The organism is Streptomyces sp. NPDC107538 (assembly GCF_055657445.1).
Map to the genome: position 1 here is coordinate 1 of NZ_JBVKAY010000030.1, position 19,624 is coordinate 19,624.

At 70.0% G+C, this 19,624-nt stretch carries 18 protein-coding genes; 10 read left to right on the plus strand and 8 right to left on the minus strand.

The window, feature by feature from the left end:
* Nucleotides 1-138 precede the first annotated feature (138 nt).
* From pgl to tkt, 5 genes are read right to left on the minus strand one after another with little or no spacing between them, the layout of a single operon-like run.
* Nucleotides 139-921 (minus strand): 6-phosphogluconolactonase, encoded by a 783-nt coding sequence (gene pgl, locus ACZ7MG_RS43235; RefSeq protein ID WP_471391849.1) that lies wholly within the window; start codon nucleotides 919-921, stop codon nucleotides 139-141.
* A complete protein-coding gene (opcA, locus tag ACZ7MG_RS43240) occupies nucleotides 918-2,156 on the minus strand; it encodes a glucose-6-phosphate dehydrogenase assembly protein OpcA (RefSeq protein ID WP_471391846.1) in 1,239 nt (412 codons plus the stop codon). Before opcA ends, pgl begins: the two co-directional genes overlap by 4 nt.
* The gene (gene zwf, locus ACZ7MG_RS43245; protein ID WP_471392107.1) at nucleotides 2,153-3,685 is read right to left on the minus strand and encodes a glucose-6-phosphate dehydrogenase; all 1,533 of its coding nucleotides are present in this window, start codon (nucleotides 3,683-3,685) and stop codon (nucleotides 2,153-2,155) included. Before zwf ends, opcA begins: the two co-directional genes overlap by 4 nt.
* Nucleotides 3,682-4,800: a transaldolase gene (gene tal, locus ACZ7MG_RS43250; RefSeq protein ID WP_471391844.1), complete on the minus strand. Its 1,119-nt coding sequence runs from the start codon at nucleotides 4,798-4,800 to the stop codon at nucleotides 3,682-3,684. The genes zwf and tal overlap by 4 nt, the downstream gene beginning before the upstream one ends.
* Nucleotides 4,801-4,842: 42 nt before the next feature.
* On the minus strand, nucleotides 4,843-6,930 hold the full coding sequence (gene tkt, locus ACZ7MG_RS43255) for a transketolase (protein WP_471391842.1): 2,088 nt from the start codon (nucleotides 6,928-6,930) through the stop codon (nucleotides 4,843-4,845).
* Nucleotides 6,931-7,304: 374 nt separating this feature from the next.
* On the opposite strand from tkt, the gene ACZ7MG_RS43260 reads away from it, so the two are divergent.
* The 4 genes from ACZ7MG_RS43260 to ACZ7MG_RS43275 all read left to right on the plus strand — a co-directional run bounded on the left by ACZ7MG_RS43260 (nucleotide 7,305) and on the right by ACZ7MG_RS43275 (nucleotide 10,736).
* Nucleotides 7,305-8,264 (plus strand): heme o synthase, encoded by a 960-nt coding sequence (locus ACZ7MG_RS43260; protein ID WP_471391840.1) that lies wholly within the window; start codon nucleotides 7,305-7,307, stop codon nucleotides 8,262-8,264.
* Between the two features lie 159 nt (nucleotides 8,265-8,423).
* Nucleotides 8,424-8,786 carry a hypothetical protein gene (locus ACZ7MG_RS43265; protein ID WP_471391838.1) on the plus strand — a complete coding sequence of 121 codons (363 nt, stop codon included), beginning with the start codon at nucleotides 8,424-8,426 and terminating at the stop codon, nucleotides 8,784-8,786.
* Between the two features lie 57 nt (nucleotides 8,787-8,843).
* Complete coding sequence (locus ACZ7MG_RS43270; protein WP_471391836.1) at nucleotides 8,844-9,950, plus strand: amidohydrolase family protein; 1,107 nt, start codon at nucleotides 8,844-8,846, stop codon at nucleotides 9,948-9,950.
* Nucleotides 9,951-9,968: 18 nt separating this feature from the next.
* Entirely contained in the window at nucleotides 9,969-10,736 is a 768-nt protein-coding gene (locus ACZ7MG_RS43275; RefSeq protein WP_471391834.1) for a nucleotidyltransferase domain-containing protein, read from the plus strand.
* Nucleotide 10,737: 1 nt separating this feature from the next.
* Here the strand turns inward: ACZ7MG_RS43275 and ACZ7MG_RS43280 are convergent, their stop codons facing one another.
* Genes ACZ7MG_RS43280 through ACZ7MG_RS43290 form a run of 3 tightly spaced genes read right to left on the minus strand, consistent with a single transcriptional unit; the run spans nucleotide 10,738 to nucleotide 13,529 of the window.
* Nucleotides 10,738-11,751, minus strand: a complete 1,014-nt coding sequence (locus ACZ7MG_RS43280) for a COX15/CtaA family protein (protein WP_471391831.1) — start codon at nucleotides 11,749-11,751, stop codon at nucleotides 10,738-10,740.
* 60 nt (nucleotides 11,752-11,811) lie between these two features.
* Nucleotides 11,812-12,609, minus strand: a complete 798-nt coding sequence (locus ACZ7MG_RS43285) for an ABC transporter permease (protein WP_471391829.1) — start codon at nucleotides 12,607-12,609, stop codon at nucleotides 11,812-11,814.
* On the minus strand, nucleotides 12,606-13,529 hold the full coding sequence (locus ACZ7MG_RS43290; RefSeq protein WP_471391828.1) for an ABC transporter ATP-binding protein: 924 nt from the start codon (nucleotides 13,527-13,529) through the stop codon (nucleotides 12,606-12,608). The genes ACZ7MG_RS43285 and ACZ7MG_RS43290 overlap by 4 nt, the downstream gene beginning before the upstream one ends.
* A gap of 309 nt (nucleotides 13,530-13,838) precedes the next feature.
* Between ACZ7MG_RS43290 and ACZ7MG_RS43295 the strand changes: the two genes are divergently transcribed.
* Genes ACZ7MG_RS43295 through ACZ7MG_RS43320 form a run of 6 tightly spaced genes read left to right on the plus strand, consistent with a single transcriptional unit; the run spans nucleotide 13,839 to nucleotide 19,608 of the window.
* Entirely contained in the window at nucleotides 13,839-14,573 is a 735-nt protein-coding gene (locus tag ACZ7MG_RS43295; protein ID WP_471391825.1) for a helix-turn-helix transcriptional regulator, read from the plus strand.
* Nucleotides 14,570-15,994, plus strand: a complete 1,425-nt coding sequence (sufB, locus tag ACZ7MG_RS43300) for a Fe-S cluster assembly protein SufB (RefSeq protein ID WP_013004546.1) — start codon at nucleotides 14,570-14,572, stop codon at nucleotides 15,992-15,994. Before ACZ7MG_RS43295 ends, sufB begins: the two co-directional genes overlap by 4 nt.
* A gap of 54 nt (nucleotides 15,995-16,048) precedes the next feature.
* On the plus strand, nucleotides 16,049-17,242 hold the full coding sequence (gene sufD, locus ACZ7MG_RS43305) for a Fe-S cluster assembly protein SufD (RefSeq protein ID WP_471391821.1): 1,194 nt from the start codon (nucleotides 16,049-16,051) through the stop codon (nucleotides 17,240-17,242).
* Entirely contained in the window at nucleotides 17,239-17,556 is a 318-nt protein-coding gene (locus ACZ7MG_RS43310) for a non-heme iron oxygenase ferredoxin subunit (RefSeq protein WP_471391818.1), read from the plus strand. The genes sufD and ACZ7MG_RS43310 overlap by 4 nt, the downstream gene beginning before the upstream one ends.
* Nucleotides 17,557-17,563: 7 nt before the next feature.
* Nucleotides 17,564-18,355 carry a Fe-S cluster assembly ATPase SufC gene (gene sufC, locus ACZ7MG_RS43315; RefSeq protein ID WP_471391815.1) on the plus strand — a complete coding sequence of 264 codons (792 nt, stop codon included), beginning with the start codon at nucleotides 17,564-17,566 and terminating at the stop codon, nucleotides 18,353-18,355.
* Nucleotides 18,352-19,608: a cysteine desulfurase gene (locus ACZ7MG_RS43320; RefSeq protein WP_471391812.1), complete on the plus strand. Its 1,257-nt coding sequence runs from the start codon at nucleotides 18,352-18,354 to the stop codon at nucleotides 19,606-19,608. Before sufC ends, ACZ7MG_RS43320 begins: the two co-directional genes overlap by 4 nt.
* The last annotated feature ends 16 nt before the right edge of the window (nucleotides 19,609-19,624 follow it).

Sequence of the window (19,624 nt, forward strand, 5' to 3'; positions counted from 1 at the left end):
CCCCTTAAGGGCCTACGGCCCTTTCGGGCCGAAAAGCGAAGCGGGGCGCAGCCCCTGCTTCGCTTTTCAGGGGCGCGGGGAACTGCGCGACCAGCCCCCACCGGACCCGCACCCGGCCAGAGACAGAGACCACCCCGTCTAGGGCGACGCCGGCGGATACAGCGAGCGTGGCAGCTGGGAGGCCGCCGCCGCGTCCAGGAGCCACAGGGTGCGGGCCCTACCCCGCGCCCCCGCCGCCGGCGCCTGGATCTCCCCGGCGCCGGACAGCGCGATCGCCGCTGCCCCCGCCTTGTCCTCCCCGGCCGCCAGCAGCCACACCTCACGCGCCGCACGAATCGCCGGCAACGTCAGCGTCACCCGGGTCGGCGGCGGCTTCGGCGCCCCCCGCACCCCCACCACCGTGCGCTCGGTCTCCCGAACGGCCGGCAACTCGGGGAACAGGGACGCCACATGCGTGTCCGGCCCGACGCCCAGCATCAGCACGTCGAACGTCGGCACGGCCCCATGGTTCTCCGGCCCCGCCGCCCGCGCCAGCTCCTCCGCGTACGCCGAGGCCGCCGCGTCCACATCGGCACCCCACGGCCCGTCCGACGCGGGCATGGCGTGCACCCGCTTCGGGTCCAGTGGCACCGAGTCCAGCAGCGCCTCCCGGGCCTGGGTGACATTGCGCTCCGGATCGCCCTCGGGCAGGAACCGCTCGTCACCCCACCACAGGTCCAGCCGGGCCCAGTCGACGGCGTCCCGGGCGGGCGCCGCCGCCAGCGCGGCGAGCAGCCCGTTGCCGTTGCGGCCACCCGTGAGGACCACCGAGGCATAACCGCGCGAGGCCTGCGCGTCCACCACCTTGGTGATCAGCCGGGCCGCCGCGGCCTGCGCCATCAGCTCCTTGTCGTGGTGCACGACCAGCTGCGGCGTACTCATGGCGCCGTCGCCTTCTTCACGGGCGGCATCTGCGCCGGAGTCGGCCGCTCGGAGTCGTCGTCACCGGCCGCCGCGGCCGGTGGCAGCGCCGGCGCCGAGGCCCGCGCCGTGGAGGCGGCCGACGCGACGGCCGCCCCCAACCCGGCTCCGGAGCCGGTGACGGCACCGGGAGCGGAACCGGGTACGGCCCCAGGCACGGAACCAGGAGCCGAGGCCCCGGAAACAGCGCCACCGGATGAGGTCCCCCCGGCACCCGCGGCCGTCGCCGCCGTCAGCGCGCTGCCCGGCGTCCCCGCCGTACTCCCCGCCGAACCCCCCAACCGATCCACCCCGAACCGCAGCGCCGAAGCGTACGTGTCGTCCGGGTCGAGCCGGCGCAGTTCCTCCGCCAGCAGCTCGGACGTCTCGCGGCGCTTCAGCGCGACCGCGCGGTCCGGCTGGTCCTCCAGCGTGAGAAGGGCGAGGCCGCCGTTGGGCCGGTACAGCCGGATGGGACCCGTACTGGTCAGCATCCGCACCTCGTTGAGGCCGGGCCCGGCCGACACCCCACGCCGTACATGGACGTGGAGGCGGTCCGCCAGCCACATCGCCAGCAGTTCCACGCTCGGGTTGTACTGCTCGCCCTGCACCTCCGCGGAGATGACCTCGCAGTCCACCTGGTCGAGCGCGGCGGCCAGCATCGAGCGCCACGGTGTGATCCGGGTCCAGGCCAGATCCGTGTCGCCGGGCTCGTAGTTGTCGGCGCGGGTCCGCAGCTCGTCGATGGGCTTCTCGGCGGCGTAGCTGTCGGTGACCCGGCGCTGCCCGAGGGCGCCCAGCGGATCGCGGGCCGGGTCGAGCGGCGCGTTCACCGGCCACCACACCACCACCGGCGCGTCCGGCAGCAGCAGCGGCAGCACCACCGACTGGGCGTGGTCCGCGACCTCGCCGTACAGCCGCAGCACCACCGTGTCACCGGTGCCCGCGTCCGCGCCCACCCGTACCTCGGCGTCGAGGCGGGACTTCGTACGGTCGCGCGGGGAGCGGGAGACCCGCTTGATGACCACGATCGTGCGCGACGGGTGCTCGCGGGAGGCGTCGTTGGCGGACTTGAGCGCGTCGTACGCGTTCTCCTCGTCCGTGACGATGACCAGCGTGAGCACCATGCCGACGGCCGGGGTGCCTATCTCCCGGCGGGCCTTCACCAGCGCCTTGTTGATCTTGCTGGCCGTGGTGTCCGTGAGGTCTGTCTTCATGGCCGACGCCAGCTCCGTCCGTCTCGTTCGAGCATCTCGTCCGCCTCGACGGGACCCCACGTACCCGCCTGGTACTGCGCGGGCCTGCCGGTCTTCTCCCAGTACTCCTCGATCGGGTCGAGGATCTTCCAGGACAGCTCGACCTCCTCGGTGCGCGGGAAGAGGTTCGAGTCGCCGAGCAGCACATCGAGGATGAGGCGCTCGTACGCCTCGGGCGAGGACTCGGTGAAGGACTCGCCGTAGGCGAAGTCCATGGACACGTCCCGGATCTCCATCGAGGTGCCGGGGACCTTGGAACCGAAGCGGACCGTCACGCCCTCGTCCGGCTGGACGCGGATGACGATCGCGTTCTGGCCCAGCTCCTCGGTGGCGGTGGAGTCGAAGGGGGAGTGCGGGGCGCGCTGGAAGACGACCGCGATCTCCGTGACCCGGCGGCCGAGGCGCTTGCCCGTCCGCAGATAGAAGGGGACGCCCGCCCAGCGGCGGTTGTCGACCTCGACCTTGATCGCCGCGTAGGTGTCGGTCTTCGACTTGCGGTCGATACCGTCCTCTTCGAGGTAGCCGATGACCTTCTCGCCGCCCTGCCAGCCGGCCGCGTACTGCGCGAACACGGTGTCCCGGCCCAGGTCCTTCGGCAGCCGCACCGCGCCGAGCACCTTGGTCTTCTCGGCGGCGAGCGCGTCCGCGTCGAAGGAGGCGGGCTCCTCCATCGCGGTCAGCGCCATCAGCTGCAGCAGGTGGTTCTGGATGACGTCACGGGCCGCGCCGATGCCGTCGTAGTAGCCGGCCCGGCCGCCGATGCCGATGTCCTCGGCCATCGTGATCTGCACATGGTCGACGAAGGACCGGTTCCAGATCGGCTCGAACATCGTGTTGGCGAAGCGGAGCGCCAGAATGTTCTGGACGGTCTCCTTGCCCAGGTAGTGGTCGATCCGGAAGACCTGGTCCGGGGCGAAGACCTCTTCCACGGTCGTGTTGAGGTCCTCGGCCGACGCCAGGTCGTGGCCGAACGGCTTCTCGATGACCGCGCGCCGCCACGAACCGCTCGACTGATCGGCCAGCCCGTGCTTCTTCAGCTGCTGGATGACGACCGGGAACGCGGACGGCGGCACCGACAGGTAGAAGGCGAAGTTGCCGCCCGTGCCCTGCGCCTTGTCCAGCTCCTCGATGGTGTCGCGCAGCCGCTCGAAGGACTCGTCGTCGTCGAAGGTGCCCTGGACGAACCGCATGCCCTGGATGAGCTGCTGCCAGACCTCCTCACGGAAGGGCGTGCGCGCGTGCTCCTTGACCGCGTCGTGCACCTCCTGCGCGAAGTCCTCGTTGGCCCACTCCCGGCGTGCGAAGCCGACGAGCGAGAAGCCCGGCGGCAGCAGTCCGCGGTTGGCGAGGTCGTACACGGCAGGCATCAGCTTTTTACGTGACAAATCGCCTGTGACGCCGAAGATGACCAGGCCCGACGGCCCCGCGATACGCGGGAGCCGTCGGTCCGCGGCGTCACGCAGCGGATTGCTGCTCGACAAGGTGTTCAGCCCTCCGAGGGTGCGAGGCGCTGCAGCTCCGCCTCGGTCGACTTGAGCAGGTCGTTCCAGGACGCCTCGAACTTCTCGACGCCCTCGTCCTCCAGCAGCTGTACGACCTCGTCGTACGAGATCCCGAGCTTCTCCACCGCGTCCAGCTCGGCACGCGACTGCTCGTACGTTCCCGCGATCGCGTTGCCCCGGATCTCACCGCTCGCCGCGGTGGCCTCCAGCGTGGCCTCCGGCATGGTGTTCACCGTGTTCGGCGCGACCAGCTCGTCGACGTACAGCGTGCTCTTGTACGCCGGGTCCTTGACGCCGGTCGAGGCCCACAGCGGACGCTGCTTGTTGGCGCCCGCGCTCTCCAGGGCGGCCCAGCGGCCGTCGGAGAAGACCTCCTCGTACGCCTGGTACGCGAGGCGGGCGTTGGCGACACCGGCCTTGCCGCGGGCGGCCTTGGCGTCGTCGGTGCCGAGCGCGTCGATGCGCTTGTCGATCTCGGTGTCCACCCGGGACACGAAGAAGGAAGCCACCGAGTGGATCTTGGAGAGGTCCAGGCCGCGCTCCTTGGCCTTCTCCAGACCGGCCAGGTAGGCGTCCATGACCTGGCGGTAGCGCTCCAGCGAGAAGATCAGCGTGACGTTGACGCTGATCCCGAGGCCGATGACCTCGGTGATGGCCGGCAGGCCGCCCATCGTCGCCGGGATCTTGATCAGGGTGTTGGGACGGTCCACCAGCCAGGCCAGCTGCTTGGCCTCGGCGACGGTCGCCTTGGTGTTGTGCGCCAGGCGCGGGTCGACCTCGATGGAGACCCGGCCGTCCTGGCCGCCGGTCGCGTCGAAGACCGGGCGCAGGATGTCGGCGGCGTCCCGGACGTCCGCCGTCGTGATCATGCGGATGGCCTCTTCGACGGTGACCTTGCGGGCGGCGAGGTCGGAGACCTGCTGCTCGTAGCCGTCACCGCTGCTGATCGCCTTCTGGAAGATCGACGGGTTCGTGGTGACACCCACGACGTGCTGCTGGTCGAGGAGCTCGGCGAGGTTGCCGGACGTGATGCGCTTGCGCGACAGGTCGTCCAGCCAGATCGCGACGCCCTCCTCGGAGAGGCGCTTGAGTGCGTCTGTCATGGAATTACATCTCCTACGTGTACGTGTCGTCGTATGTCAGCGTCAGCGCTGAGCGGCGGCGAGGGATTCCTGCGCCACCGCGGCCACGTTCTCGGCAGTGAAGCCGAACTCGCGGAAGAGGACCTTGCCGTCGGCCGAAGCGCCGAAGTGCTCCAGCGAAACGATGCGACCGGCGTCACCGACGTACTTGTGCCAGGTGAGCCCGATCCCGGCCTCGACCGCGACACGCGCCTTGACGGACGGCGGCAGAACGCTGTCCCGGTACCCCTGGTCCTGCTCCTCGAACCACTCCACGGACGGCATGGACACCACGCGGGTGGGCACCCCCTGCGCCTGGAGCCGCTCGCGGGCCTCGACGGCCACATGCACCTCGGACCCGGTGGCGATGAGGATGAGCTGAGCGTCGCCACCCTCGGCCTCGAAGAGCACGTAACCACCCTTGGCGGCAGCCTCGTTGGCCTCGTACGTCGGCACCCCCTGGCGGGTCAGCGCGAGGCCGTGCGGGGCGCCCTTGCCGAACTCCTTGGTCCAGCGCTTGAGGATCTCGCGCCAGGCGATCGCGGTCTCGTTGGCGTCGGCCGGGCGGACCACGTTCAGACCCGGGATCGCCCGCAGCGCGGCCAGGTGCTCGACCGGCTGGTGCGTCGGACCGTCCTCGCCGAGCCCGATGGAGTCGTGCGTCCACACGTACGTCACCGGCAGATGCATCAGCGCGGACAGCCGTACCGCGTTGCGCATGTAGTCGGAGAACACGAGGAACGTGCCGCCGAAGACACGGGTGTTGCCGTGCAGCGTGATGCCGTTCATCTCCGCGGCCATCGCGTGCTCACGGATACCGAAGTGGATCGTGCGACCGTAGGGGTTCGCCTCCGGCAGCGGGTTGTCCGCCGGCAGGAACGAACTGGTCTTGTCGATCGTGGTGTTGTTCGAACCGGCGAGGTCGGCGGAGCCGCCCCACAGCTCGGGGATCACCGCGCCGAGCGCCTGGAGCACCTTGCCGGACGCGGCACGCGTCGCGACACCCTTGCCCGTCTCGAACTCCGGCAGGTGCGACTCCCAGCCCTCGGGCAGCTCGCCCGCGCTGATCCGGTCGAACTCGGCGGCCCGCTCGGCGTTGCCGTCGCGCCACTCCTGGAGCTGCTTCTCCCACACGGCACGGGCCTCACGGCCGCGCTCGCCCAGGGCACGCGTGTGCGCGATGACCTCGTCGGCGACCTCGAAGTCCTTCTCCGGATCGAAGTCGAGGACCCGCTTGGTGGCGGCGACCTCGTCCGCGCCGAGCGCCGAGCCGTGCGCGGCCTCGGTGTTCTGCGCGTTCGGGGCGGGCCAGGCGATGATCGAACGCATCGCGATGAACGACGGCCTGTCGGTGACGGCCTTCGCCGCCTCGATCGCCGCGAACAGCGCGGCCGGGTCGAGGTCGCCGTTCTCCTGCGGCTCGACGCGCTGGACGTGCCAGCCGTACGCCTCGTACCGCGCGGTGACGTCCTCGGAGACGGCCGTCTCGGTGTCACCCTCGATCGAGATGTGGTTGTCGTCCCACAGCAGGACCAGGTTGCCGAGCTTCTGGTGACCGGCCAGCGAGGACGCCTCGGCGGAGATGCCCTCCTGGAGGCAGCCGTCACCGGCGATCGCGAAGATGTGGTGGTCGAACGGGGACTCGCCGACGGCGGTCTCCGGGTCGAACAGACCGCGCTCGTAGCGCGCGGCCATCGCCATGCCCACGGCGTTGGCGACACCCTGGCCGAGCGGCCCGGTCGTCGTCTCCACACCCTTGGTGTGCCCGTACTCGGGGTGGCCCGGGGTCTTCGAACCCCAGGTGCGGAAGGACTCCAGATCCGCCAGCTCCAGGCCGAAACCGCCCAGGTACAGCTGGATGTAGAGGGTCAGGGAGGAGTGGCCGGCGGACAGGACGAACCTGTCACGGCCCACCCACTCGGGGTCGGCGGGGTCGTGGCGCATCACCTTCTGGAAGAGGGTGTACGCGGCGGGCGCGAGGCTCATCGCCGTACCCGGATGGCCGTTGCCGACCTTCTGTACGGCGTCGGCTGCCAGGACTCGGGCGGTGTCGACGGCGCGCTGGTCCAATTCGGTCCACGCGAGGTCTGTAGTGGTCGGCTTGGTGCTCACCCTGGGTCAGGGCTCCTCTCCACATGTCTCGTGCCGGTGTTCTTCACGGCACCGGCCGTTGTCGAGCCTACCCCCGTAGGAACGCGCGTTTTTTCGAGTCATTCCAGACTGCCGGGACTACGTCTGGTCCGCCTCCCGACCCGGTGTTCCGCATGGTGAGACCTGGGGGTTCCGCTGTTCGACATCTGAATACGGAGCCGCTCATCCGACTGCTCAACCGAAGTGTGTTCGGCTCGCCGCCGGGCGTCTCCCAACACGAACCCACCCCCTTGAAAGGCTGGCTCTGGGCAACGTCTACAGTGGCGTGGTACGCGCGAGCCGTCACGGGGAGTTCACAACCGGAGGCTTGCTGGGAGTCTCTGTCAGGGGTGTGCGTGACGGCCGTCGAATCCCGTCCACCGGGAGTGCTGGGCGCGAGCAACACGAGCAGCAGCAGCCGGGGTCAGCGGCCGATCGGGGCCCGAGTCAAGGCGTTCGTGGCGCTGACGAAGCCGCGGATCATCGAACTTCTGCTGATCACCACGGTTCCGGTGATGTTCCTCGCCGAGCAGGGTGTGCCGGACCTCTGGCTGGTGCTCGTCACGTGCATCGGCGGCTATCTCTCCGCGGGGGGCGCCAACGCGCTCAACATGTACATCGACCGCGACATCGACGCGCTCATGGAGCGCACCTCGCAGCGTCCGCTGGTCACCGGCATGGTCACCCCGCGTGAGGGCCTCGTCTTCGGCCTCGCCCTCGCCGTCGTCTCCACCGCCTGGTTCGGCGTCCTCGTCAACTGGCTGTCCGCGTGGCTGTCGCTCGGGGCGCTCCTCTTCTACGTCGTCGTCTACACGATGATCCTCAAACGGCGTACGTCCCAGAACATCGTCTGGGGCGGCATCGCCGGCTGTATGCCGGTCCTCATCGGCTGGTCCGCGGTGACGAACTCGATGTCGTGGGCCGCGGTCATCCTCTTCCTCGTCATCTTCTTCTGGACCCCGCCGCACTACTGGCCCCTGTCCATGAAGGTGAAGGACGACTACGCCCGCGTCGGCGTCCCCATGCTCCCCGTGGTCGCCTCCAACAAGGTGGTCGCCCGGCAGATCGTCCTCTACAGCTGGGTCATGGTCGCCGTCTCCCTGATGCTGACCCCCCTCGGCTACACCGGCTGGTTCTACACCTCGGTCGCCCTGGTCACGGGCGGCTGGTGGCTCTGGGAGGCCCACGCCCTCCAGAACCGCGCGAAGAACGGCTCGACCGGCGCCAAACTCAAGGAAATGCGCCTCTTCCACTGGTCGATCACGTACGTCTCCCTGCTGTTCGTAGCAGTGGCGGTGGACCCCTTCCTGCGCTGAAGCTGAGCTGCAGCCCCGCCCCGTAAGGGGCGCGGGGAACTGCGCGAGCAACCACGCACAACCCGCACGCGCCCACGCACCACAACGCGCAACGGCGAGTGGTCAAGCCCACAAACCCCACCATCGCCGCCCGCCTTACCCATCGGTAGCATCCTGCCCATGGCAGACACCAAGCAGGCAGACGAGGCCAAGGCAACCAAGGCCGCGGCGAAGGCCGACCGCAAGGCGGCCAAGCTGGCCAAGCAGATCGGCTCCTTCGCGGCAGCGCACCGCGGCGCCGAGGCCCAGGTCGCCTACATCGGCGAACAGGGCGCCCGCATCGTCCTGGTCGGCGAGGACGGCCGCTGGGGCGACCTCGTCGCACCGACGTACGCGATCGCCGAGGCGGCCGTGACCAAGGCCGGCGTCACCGTCCACGAGGACTTCGACGGCGAGTTCGCCGCCAAGGTCACCACCGGCCCGTACGAGTGGACACGGATGGCCGGAATCCAGGTCGGCGGCCCGAGCAACAGCAACACCTGAGCCCGGCTCACCCGTTAGGACCTGTGGGAGTCACAGGTCCAGCCTCGGGGAGCCCGGATGATCGAAACGCCGTCCCTCGTGGACCAGTACTGCCACGGCGTACTGCGCACGGAGCTGGGCCTCGGCACCTTCGAGGCCCACCTCGCCCGCAGCGAGGGCCCGCCCGCGCCCGGCACCACCTTCTTCGACACCCAGACGGGCTTCGCCGTACGCCGCTGGTGCCCGCCCCTGCTGGGCCTGGAACCGCACTGCCCACCGGCCCGCTATCTGGCCAGACGCCGCGAACTCGGCGTACTGGAGGCGGGCCGCAGACTTCTGCGCGGCAGCGGCATCACCACCTATCTCGTCGACACGGGCCTGCCCGGCGACCTCACCGGGCCGGGCGAGATGGCCTCAGCCGGGGACGCCCACGCCCATGAGATCGTCCGCCTCGAACTCCTCGCCGAACAGGTCGCCGACACCTCCGGCACCGTCGAGTCGTTCCTGGCCAATCTCGCCGAGTCGATGCACGCCGCCGCCGAGAACGCCGTCGCCTTCGCGTCGGTCGCCGGCGTACGGCACGGTCTCGCGTTCGCGCCCGAGCCGCCCGGACCGGGGGAGGTACGGGGCGCGGTGGGCCGCTGGCTCACGCACCGCCCGGTCGGCGGGGCGCTCACCGACCCCGTGCTCCTGCGCCATCTGCTGTGGATCGCCGTCGCCTCCGGCCGCCCCCTCCAGCTCCACGCCGGTCTCGGCGAACCGGGGCTGCGCATCGACGCCACCGACCCCGTCCTGCTCACCGACTTCGCCCGCGCGACGGTGGGCCTCGGCACCGACCTGGTCCTGCTGCACGGCTACCCGTACCACCGCCACGCGGCCCATCTCGCCGGTGTCTTCCCGCATGTCTACGCCGACCTGGGCGCCGAACTGGTGCGCACCGGCGCCCGGGCCACCGCCGTACTCGCCGAGGTCCTCGAACTCGCGCCCTTCGGCAAGCTCCTCTTCTCCAGCGGCGGCCACGGCCTGCCCGAGCTGCACGTGGTCGGGGCCCGGCTGTTCCGCGAGGCGCTGGCCCGGGTGCTGGGGACCTGGGTGGCGGAGGGGGCCTGGTCGCTGACGGACGCCCAGCGCGTGGCGGGGCTGATCGCGGCGGGGAACGCCCGGCGGGTGTACGGGCTGGAATGAGCCGGAGAGACTGAGCGCATGACACGCAGCGACGCGACCGCCCCCTTACCCGACACGGCCGCCGCCACCGCGGCCCTGGTCGAACGCTTCCTCGACGAGCTGGGGGAACTCGCCCCGCTCGCCGTCTGGGCCCACGGTTCCCTGGGCGGCGGCGACTACCAGGAGGGCCGCAGCGACCTCGACCTGATCGCCGTCCTGGACGGTCCGGTCACCACCCGCACGGTCTGGCGGGCGGGCCGGCTGCACGCCCGGCTGCGCCACGAACCGCTCGCGCCCCTCCTGCACTGCACCTATCTGACGCCCGGCACGACGGCCGACGCCGAGCGCCGCCACCTGACCTGGGCGCATCAGCAACTCTTCCGCCGGACGGTCACCCCGGTCACCCGGCGCGAACTGCACACCTTCGGCCTCGTCCTGCACGGCGAACCGCCCAAGGCGCTGCTGCCAGCGGTCTCCGACATCGAACTGGACGCCTTCGTCGTCCGCGACCAGAAGGAGTACCGGCGGCTGCTCGCCGACCGGCCCGACCTCTGGGACCGGGACGTCTGGGTCGACCTCGGCCTGCTCACCCACGCCCGCGCCACGGCCACTCTCCGCGACGGTCGGCTGATCACCAAGCGCGAGGCCCTGGACCTGCTGCCCACCCTCGGCGCCCCCACCGAGGTCGTCGAGGACATCCGCCGACGCCGGTACGGCGACCGGACCGAGGAGGTGCCGCACAGGGGCGAACTGACCCGGCTGTTCCTGGGCCCGGCGATCGACGAGCTGGTGGCGGCCTACGGCTGACTCAGCCGTGCGCGGCTACCGGAGTCTCCGCCGCCGCCGGAGCGGGCACGTCCAGCTCGTCCGCCGGTCGTTCCCGCAGCGCCAGCAGCACCCGGAGGGTGGCGATCCACACCAGGCAGGAGCCGAACATATGGGCGCCGACCAGGACCTCGGGGAGGTCGGTGAAGTACTGGACGTAGCCGATGACACCCTGCGCCAGCAGGATCAGGAAGAGATCACGCGTGCGGTTCCGCAGGTCGCGCGGGGCGTCGACCGCCTTCAGGACGAACCACAGGGCGAAGGTCAGCGTCACCACGATCCAGGCCAGGACCGCGTGCAGCTTGGTGACGTTCTCCCAGTTCAGCGGGATGCGCTCGACCTCGCTGGAGTCACCGGCGTGCGGGCCGGCGCCGGTGACGACCGTGCCCACGGCGATCAGCAGCAGGGTGACCCCCACCAGCACCCACACCAGCTGCTGGACGGCCTTGCCGACCAGCGGACGCGGGGCGCTGTCGCCCTCGCCGGTGCGGTGCCACATCACGGCGGCGACCGCGATCAGCGCGGTGGAGAGCATGAAGTGCGCGGCCACCGTGTACGGGTTCAGGCCCACCAGGACGACGATGCCGCCGAGCACCGCGTTGCCCATGACCACCCAGAACTGGGTCCAGCCCAGCCGGGTGAGGCTCCGCCGGTACGGCTTCTGGGAGCGCGCGGCGATGATGGCCCAGCCGACCGCCGCGCACAGCACGTACGTCAGCATGCGGTTGCCGAACTCGATGGCGCCGTGGACGCCCATCGCCCGGGTGGCGGTGAGCGAGTCGTCGGTGCACTTGGGCCAGGTCGGGCAGCCGAGGCCCGACCCGGTGAGCCGTACGGCACCGCCGGTCACCACGATGACCACCGCCATCACGAGGGCGGCGAGGGCCGCGCGCCGGACCGTTCTGGGGTCCGGGGTCCAGCGTTCGGCGATGAAGGCGAGCGGGTTGCGCGCAGCGGAGACGAGGTCGTCGCGGGTCACATTCGGCACGCGCACCATCGTAGGCCCGCCGCTTGTGCACGTATTCACGAGGGGTACGACCGCTGCGGTGACCTGCGGTTACTCCCAGCGGAAGAACCGCGCCGCCGCGCCCAGCCCGAGCACCGCCCACACGGCGAGGATCCCGAGGTCGCCCCACGGCATCCCGGCGCCGTGCTGGAGGACGTCCCGCAGCCCGTCCGACAGCGCCGAGATCGGCAGCAGGCCGAGCACGCTCTGCGCCGCGTCCGGGAACTTGTCCAGCGGGACGATGACGCCCCCGCCGACGAGCAGCAGCAGGAAGACCAGGTTGGCCGCCGCGAGGGTGGCCTCCGCCTTCAGCGTGCCCGCCATCAGCAGCCCGAGGCCCGAGAAGGCGGCCGTACCGAGGACCAGCAGAAGCAGCACGGCGAAGGGGTTGCCGTGCGGGTCCCAGCCCATCGCGAAGGCGATCACCGTGAGCAGGACGACCTGGAGGATCTCCGTGACCAGCACGGACAGCGTCTTCGCGGCCATCAGGCCCCAGCGGGGGAGCGGCGAGACCGCCAGCCGCTTGAGCACGCCGTAGCGGCGCTCGAAGCCGGTGGCGATCGCCTGGCCGGTGAACGCCGTCGACATCACGGCCAGCGCGAGGACGCCGGGGGCCAGGAAGTCGACCGCCTTCCCCTCGCCCGTGTCCACGATGTCGACCGAGCCGAACAGCACCAGCAGCAGCGTCGGGATGACCACCGTCAGGAGCAGCTGCTCGCCGTTGCGCAGCAGCATCCTCGTCTCCAGCGCCGCCTGCGCCCCGATCATGCGGGGCAGCGGGGCGGCCCCGGGCCTCGGCGCGTACGCGCCCTCGCTCGTACTCGTGTGCGTACTGGTGCTCGCGCTCATGAACGCAGCTCCTTGCCCGTCAGTTCGAGGAACACGTCTTCGAGGGTGTGCCGTTCCACCGAGATCCGGTCCGGCATCACCCCGTGCTGGGCGCACCAGGAGGTGACGGTCGCGAGGAGCTGCGGGTTGATCTTTCCGGTCACCCGGTACGCGCCGGGCGTCAGTTCGGCGGCGGTGGAGTCCGCCGGGAGCGCCTTCAGCAGGGAGCCGACGTCGAGGGCCGGGCGGCCGGTGAAGCGCAGGGTGTTCTCGGCGCCGCCCCGGCACAGCTCCTCGGGCGTGCCCTGGGCGATGACCCGGCCCGCGTCGATGATCGCGACATCGTCCGCGAGCTGCTCCGCCTCGTCCATGTAGTGCGTGGTGAGGATGACCGAGACGCCGTCCGCGCGCAGGTCCCGCACCAGCTCCCAGGTGGCCCGGCGGGCCTGCGGGTCGAGGCCGGCGGTCGGCTCGTCGAGGAAGACCAGCTCGGGGCGGCCGACCACGGCCATCGCGAGGGCGAGCCGCTGCTGCTGGCCGCCGGAGAGCCGCCGGTACGTCGTACGGCCGCAGCTGCCGAGGCCCAGGCGTTCGATCAGGGCGTCCACGTCGAGCGGGTGGGCGTGCAGTCTGGCCACATGGCGGAGCATCTCGTCGGCGCGGGCGCCGGAGTAGACCCCGCCGGACTGGAGCATCACGCCTATCCGGGGGCGCAGCGCGGCGGCCTCGCGGACCGGGTCCAGGCCCAGCACGGACACCGAGCCGGAGTCCGCTCTGCGATAGCCCTCGCAGGTCTCGATCGTGGTGGTCTTGCCCGCCCCGTTGGGGCCGAGCACGGCGGTGACGCCCGCCCCGGCCGTCAGGTCGAGTCCGTCCACCGCGCTCTTGTCGCCGTAGCGTTTCACCAGGGACCGGACCTGGACCACGGGGTCACATCGCATGCGCCCGAGTCTAGGGACGCGGCCGGGTGCCGAGACGGGCGGGTCCGGAGATCTCCTCCCCGCGAGGACGGCGCGCCGGGAGCGGACGCTCGGCGCGAAGGGCGGTGGGGCGCGCCCCGTAAGGGCCGGTGGGAGGGGGTGCCGACCGGGTGTGGCAGTCTTCCGGGGCGGCCCCGCGGGCGCCACCGGTTTGATCGATCAGTGATCGTTTCCGCAGGTCAGCTTAGGTATACCTAAGTGATGTACGGCACCGCCGGGCCGTCCGGACGCGGCTTGCCCCTGTCTGAGGAATTACGCAACAATGGCGTTGTGAAAAACGTCGGCGAGGCTCCGCAGGAGGAACTCGCGACCGGTGAGCGGTCGACACGCAACCGGGTCGCGCGGTCCATCCTGTCCCACGGTCCCTCGACCGTGGCCGACCTCGCCGGCCGCCTCGGGCTCACCCAGGCGGCCGTACGCAGGCATCTGGACGCACTCGTCGGCGACGACGTCGTACAACCCCGCGAACAGCGCGTCTACGGCGCGCGGACGCGCGGGCGCCCGGCCAAGGTGTTCGCCCTGACGGACTGCGGACGGGACGCCTTCGACCAGTCCTACGACAAACTGGCCGCGGACGCGCTCCGCTGGATCGCCGATCAGGAGGGCGGGGAGCAGGCGGTCGCCGCCTTCGCCCGCGCCCGGGTCGCCGCCGAGGCGGGCGCCTACCGCGCGGCCGTCGAGGCCGCCGCGCCCGAAGAGAAGACCGAAGCCCTGGCCAAGGCCCTGAGCGCCGACGGGTACGCTGCTACGGCACGCAGTGCCCCCCACCCCCACCAGGGGGAGCAGCTCTGCCAGCACCACTGCCCGGTGGCCCATGTGGCCGAGCAGTTCCCGCAGCTCTGCGAGGCCGAGACCGAGCTCTTCGCCGAACTGCTCGGTACACACGTCCAGCGGCTGGCCACCATCGCCCACGGCGACGGCGTCTGCACGACGTTCATCCCCAGAGTTTCCAAGCAAGCCAACGACACCGCATCAGCAAGCACCGCCGGGAGGAACCCCGCATGACGCTCCCCATTGAGGAGACCGCCCACCCCGAGCTGGAGGGTCTGGGTAACTACGAGTACGGCTGGGCCGACTCCGACGTCGCCGGTGCCTCTGCCAAGCGTGGCATCAACGAGGACGTCGTCCGGGACATCTCCGCCAAGAAGAACGAGCCGGAGTGGATGACCAAGCTCCGTCTCAAGGGCCTGCGCCTGTTCGAGAAGAAGCCCATGCCGAACTGGGGCTCGGACCTGTCGGGCATCGACTTCGACAACATCAAGTACTTCGTGCGCTCCACGGAGAAGCAGGCGGAGTCCTGGGAGGACCTGCCCGAGGACATCAAGAACACGTACGACAAGCTCGGCATCCCCGAGGCGGAGAAGCAGCGCCTCGTCGCCGGTGTCGCGGCCCAGTACGAGTCCGAGGTCGTCTACCACCAGATCCGCGAGGACCTGGAGGAGCAGGGCGTCATCTTCCTCGACACCGACACCGCCCTCAAGGAGCACCCGGAGCTCTTCAAGGAGTACTTCGGCACCGTCATCCCGGTCGGCGACAACAAGTTCGCGTCGCTGAACACCGCGGTGTGGTCCGGCGGCTCCTTCATCTACGTGCCGAAGGGCGTGCACGTCGAGATCCCGCTCCAGGCCTACTTCCGGATCAACACCGAGAACATGGGCCAGTTCGAGCGGACGCTGATCATCGTCGACGAGGACGCCTACGTCCACTACGTCGAGGGCTGCACGGCCCCGATCTACAAGTCGGACTCCCTGCACTCCGCGGTCGTCGAGATCATCGTGAAGAAGGGCGCCCGCTGCCGCTACACGACCATCCAGAACTGGTCGAACAACGTCTACAACCTGGTCACCAAGCGCGCCGTGGCGTACGAGGGCGCGACCATGGAGTGGATCGACGGCAACATCGGCTCCAAGGTCACCATGAAGTACCCGGCCGTCTACCTGATGGGCGAGCACGCCAAGGGCGAGACCCTCTCCATCGCCTTCGCCGGCGAGGGCCAGCACCAGGACGCCGGCTCCAAGATGGTCCACATGGCGCCGAACACCTCCTCCAACATCGTGTCGAAGTCCGTGGCGCGTGGTGGCGGCCGTACGTCCTACCGCGGTCTGGTCGAGATCGGCGAGGGCGCGCCCGGCTCCAAGTCGAACGTGCTGTGCGACGCGCTGCTCGTCGACACCATCTCCCGCTCGGACACGTACCCCTACGTGGACGTCCGCGAGGACGATGTCTCCATGGGCCACGAGGCGACCGTCTCCAAGGTCAGCGACGATCAGCTCTTCTACCTGATGAGCCGTGGCATGACCGAGTTCGAGGCGATGGCGATGATCGTGCGCGGCTTCGTCGAGCCGATCGCGAAGGAGCTGCCGATGGAGTACGCGCTGGAGCTCAACCGCCTGATCGAGCTGCAGATGGAAGGCGCGGTCGGCTAAGCGACCGCCGTCTCCGTCAAGTCACTTACGTAGGAAGAGAGCAGACCGACAGCCATGGCTGAGGCTCAGAACATCCCGGTGGGGTCCACCACCGCCGGCGCGGTGGCCGTTGCCGCCGAGTCGACCGTCGCCACGCGCATGAGCGCGCCGCCGTCCTTCGACGTGGCGGACTTCCCGGTCCCGCACGGCCGTGAGGAGGAGTGGCGGTTCACCCCGCTGGAGCGCCTGCGCGGGCTGCACGACGGCACCGCCGTCGCCGACGGCGCGGCCGTCAAGGTCGCCGTCGAGGCCCCCGAGGGCGTCACCGTCGAACTCGTGGACCGTGACGACCCGCGGCTCGGCAAGGCCGGCACCCCCGTGGACCGGGTCGCGGCCCAGGCGTACTCCGCGTTCGAGAAGGCCGGTGTGATCACCGTCGCCAAGGACACGGTGCTCACCGAGCCGATCCGGATCGCGGTGCACGGCGAGGGCGGGGTCTCCTACGGGCACCAGGTCGTCGAGCTGGGCGCCTTCGCCGAGGCCGTCGTCGTCATCGACCACACCGGTGACGCGGTGATCGCCGCCAACGTCGACTTCGTCCTCGGTGACGGCGCCAAGCTGACCGTCGTCTCCGTCCAGGACTGGGACGACACGGCCGTGCACGTGGCCCAGCACAACGCCCTAATCGGCCGGGACGCCAGCTTCAAGTCCGTCGTGGTCACCTTCGGCGGTGACGTCGTACGCCTGCACCCGCGCGTGACCTACGCCGGTACCGGTGGCGAGGCCGAGCTGTTCGGGCTGTACTTCACGGACGCCGGCCAGCACCAGGAGCACCGCCTCCTGGTCGACCACAACGTCCCGCACTGCAAGTCCAACGTCGTCTACAAGGGCGCGCTGCAGGGCGAGGGCGCCCACGCGGTGTGGATCGGCGACGTCCTGATCGAGGCCAAGGCCGAGGGCACCGACACCTACGAGATGAACCGGAACCTCGTCCTCACGGACGGCGCCCGGGTCGACTCGGTGCCGAACCTGGAGATCGAGACCGGTGAGATCGTCGGCGCCGGCCACGCCTCCGCGACCGGCCGCTTCGACGACGAGCAGCTCTTCTACCTGATGGCCCGCGGCATCCCGGCCGACGAGGCCCGCCGTCTCGTGGTCCGCGGCTTCTTCGCCGAGCTGGTCCAGCAGATCGGTGTCGACGACATCCAGGACCGCCTTCTCGCGAAGATCGACGAGGAGCTGGAGACCGTGTCTGGATCGGGCCGATGACCTTCGTACGCGCCTGTGGACTGAGCGAGCTGGAGGACGACACCCCGAAAAGGGTGGAGCTCGACGGCACGCCGGTCTCGGTCGTGCAGACCGAGGGCGAGGTGTTCGCCATCCACGACATCTGCTCGCACGCGAACGTCTCGCTCTCCGAGGGCGAGGTGGAGGACTGTCAGATCGAGTGCTGGCTGCACGGCTCCGCGTTCGACCTCAGAACCGGTAAGCCGTCCGGCCTTCCCGCGACGCGCCCCGTCCCCGTTTACCCCGTAAAGATCGAAGGGGACGATGTGCTCGTCTCCCTCACCCAGGAGTCCTGAGGCACCCATGGCAACGCTTGAAATCCGAGACCTGCACGTCACCGTCGAGGCCGACAACGCCACGAAGGAGATCCTCAAGGGCGTCGACCTCACCGTGAAGCAGGGCGAGACGCACGCCATCATGGGCCCCAACGGCTCCGGCAAGTCGACCCTCGCCTACTCCCTCGCGGGCCACCCCAAGTACACGGTCACCGGCGGCACCGTGCTGCTCGACGGCGAGGACGTCCTGGAGATGTCCGTCGACGAGCGCGCCCGCGCGGGCCTGTTCCTCGCGATGCAGTACCCGGTCGAGGTCCCGGGTGTCTCCGTGTCGAACTTCCTGCGGACCTCCGCCACCGCCATCCGCGGCGAGGCCCCCAAGCTGCGCACCTGGGTGAAGGAGGTCAAGGAGGCCATGCAGCGCCTCAACATGGACCCCTCCTTCGCCGAGCGCAACGTCAACGAGGGCTTCTCCGGCGGTGAGAAGAAGCGCCACGAGATCCTCCAGCTGGAGCTGCTCAAGCCGAAGGTCGCGATCCTCGACGAGACGGACTCCGGTCTGGACGTCGACGCGCTGCGCATCGTGTCGGAGGGCGTGAACCGCGTCCGCGAGACCGGCGAGGTCGGCACCCTGCTGATCACCCACTACACGCGCATCCTGCGCTACATCAAGCCCGACCACGTGCATGTGTTCGCGAACGGCCGGATCGCCGAGTCCGGCGGCGCGGAGCTCGCCGACCAGCTCGAGGCCGAGGGCTACGACAAGTACGTGAAGGGTGGCTCCGTGACCGGAGGGAACTCAAAGGAGGAAGTCGCGTGACACAGCTGCCGGGCCTCCTCGACACCGAGGCGATCCGCAAGGACTTCCCGATCCTCGATCGGACCATCCACGATGGCAAGAAGCTTGTCTACCTGGACAACGCGGCGACCTCGCAGAAGCCGCGCCAGGTGCTGGACGCCCTGAGCGAGTACTACGAGCGCTACAACGCCAACGTCCACCGCGGTGTGCATGTGCTCGCCGAGGAGGCCACGGCGCTGTATGAGGGTGCGCGCGACAAGGTCGCGTCGTTCGTCAACGCGCCCAGCCGCGACGAGGTGATCTTCACCAAGAACGCCTCCGAGTCGCTGAACCTCGTGGCGAACATGCTCGGCTGGGCCGACGAGCCCTACCGCGTGGACTCCGAGACCGAGATCGTCATCACGGAGATGGAGCACCACTCCAACATCGTGCCGTGGCAGCTGCTCTCGCAGCGCACGGGCGCGAAGCTGAAGTGGTTCGGGCTGACCGACGACGGCCGGCTCGACCTCTCCAACATCGACGAGATCATCACGGAGAAGACGAAGATCGTCTCCTTCGTGCTGGTGTCCAACATCCTCGGCACGGTCAACCCCGTCGAGGCGATAGTGCGCCGGGCGCAGGAGGTCGGCGCCCTGGTCTGCATCGACGCCTCGCAGGCCGCGCCGCACATGCCGCTGGACGTCCAGGCCCTCCAGGCCGACTTCGTGGCCTTCACCGGCCACAAGATGTGCGGTCCGACCGGCATCGGCGTCCTCTGGGGCCGCCAGGAGCTGCTGGAGGACCTGCCCCCGTTCCTCGGTGGCGGCGAGATGATCGAGACGGTGTCGATGCACTCGTCGACGTACGCTCCCGCCCCGCACAAGTTCGAGGCGGGCACCCCGCCGATCGCGCAGGCGGTCGGGCTGGGCGCGGCGATCGACTATCTGAACTCCATCGGCATGGACAGGATCCTTGCCCATGAGCACGCGATCACCGAGTACGCGGTGAAGCGGCTGACGGAGGTCCCGGACCTCAGGATCATCGGCCCCGCCACGGCCGAGGACCGGGGCGCGGCGATCTCCTTCACCCTCGGCGACATCCACCCGCACGACGTGGGCCAGGTCCTCGACGAGCAGGGCATCGCGGTCCGGGTCGGCCACCACTGCGCCCGCCCCGTCTGCCTGCGGTACGGAATTCCCGCGACCACCAGGGCGTCGTTCTATCTGTACTCCACGCCGGCCGAGATCGACGCACTGGTCGACGGCCTGGAGCACGTACGGAACTTCTTCGGCTGAAGGGCGTGAGTTGAGA

Excerpts from the sequence above, each read along its gene's own strand:
- sufC (WP_471391815.1), top strand. The coding sequence starts at position 17,564 with ATGGCAACGCTTGAAATCCGAGACCTGCACGTCACCGTCGAGGCCGAC.
- ACZ7MG_RS43285 (WP_471391829.1), bottom strand. The coding sequence starts at position 12,609 with ATGAGCGCGAGCACCAGTACGCACACGAGTACGAGCGAGGGCGCGTAC.
- opcA (WP_471391846.1), bottom strand. The coding sequence starts at position 2,156 with ATGAAGACAGACCTCACGGACACCACGGCCAGCAAGATCAACAAGGCG.
- tal (WP_471391844.1), bottom strand. The coding sequence starts at position 4,800 with ATGACAGACGCACTCAAGCGCCTCTCCGAGGAGGGCGTCGCGATCTGG.
- ACZ7MG_RS43265 (WP_471391838.1), top strand. The coding sequence starts at position 8,424 with ATGGCAGACACCAAGCAGGCAGACGAGGCCAAGGCAACCAAGGCCGCG.
- ACZ7MG_RS43310 (WP_471391818.1), top strand. The coding sequence starts at position 17,239 with ATGACCTTCGTACGCGCCTGTGGACTGAGCGAGCTGGAGGACGACACC.
- ACZ7MG_RS43275 (WP_471391834.1), top strand. The coding sequence starts at position 9,969 with ATGACACGCAGCGACGCGACCGCCCCCTTACCCGACACGGCCGCCGCC.
- sufB (WP_013004546.1), top strand. The coding sequence starts at position 14,570 with ATGACGCTCCCCATTGAGGAGACCGCCCACCCCGAGCTGGAGGGTCTG.
- ACZ7MG_RS43280 (WP_471391831.1), bottom strand. The coding sequence starts at position 11,751 with ATGGTGCGCGTGCCGAATGTGACCCGCGACGACCTCGTCTCCGCTGCG.
- ACZ7MG_RS43270 (WP_471391836.1), top strand. The coding sequence starts at position 8,844 with ATGATCGAAACGCCGTCCCTCGTGGACCAGTACTGCCACGGCGTACTG.
- pgl (WP_471391849.1), bottom strand. The coding sequence starts at position 921 with ATGAGTACGCCGCAGCTGGTCGTGCACCACGACAAGGAGCTGATGGCG.
- ACZ7MG_RS43290 (WP_471391828.1), bottom strand. The coding sequence starts at position 13,529 with ATGCGATGTGACCCCGTGGTCCAGGTCCGGTCCCTGGTGAAACGCTAC.
- sufD (WP_471391821.1), top strand. The coding sequence starts at position 16,049 with ATGGCTGAGGCTCAGAACATCCCGGTGGGGTCCACCACCGCCGGCGCG.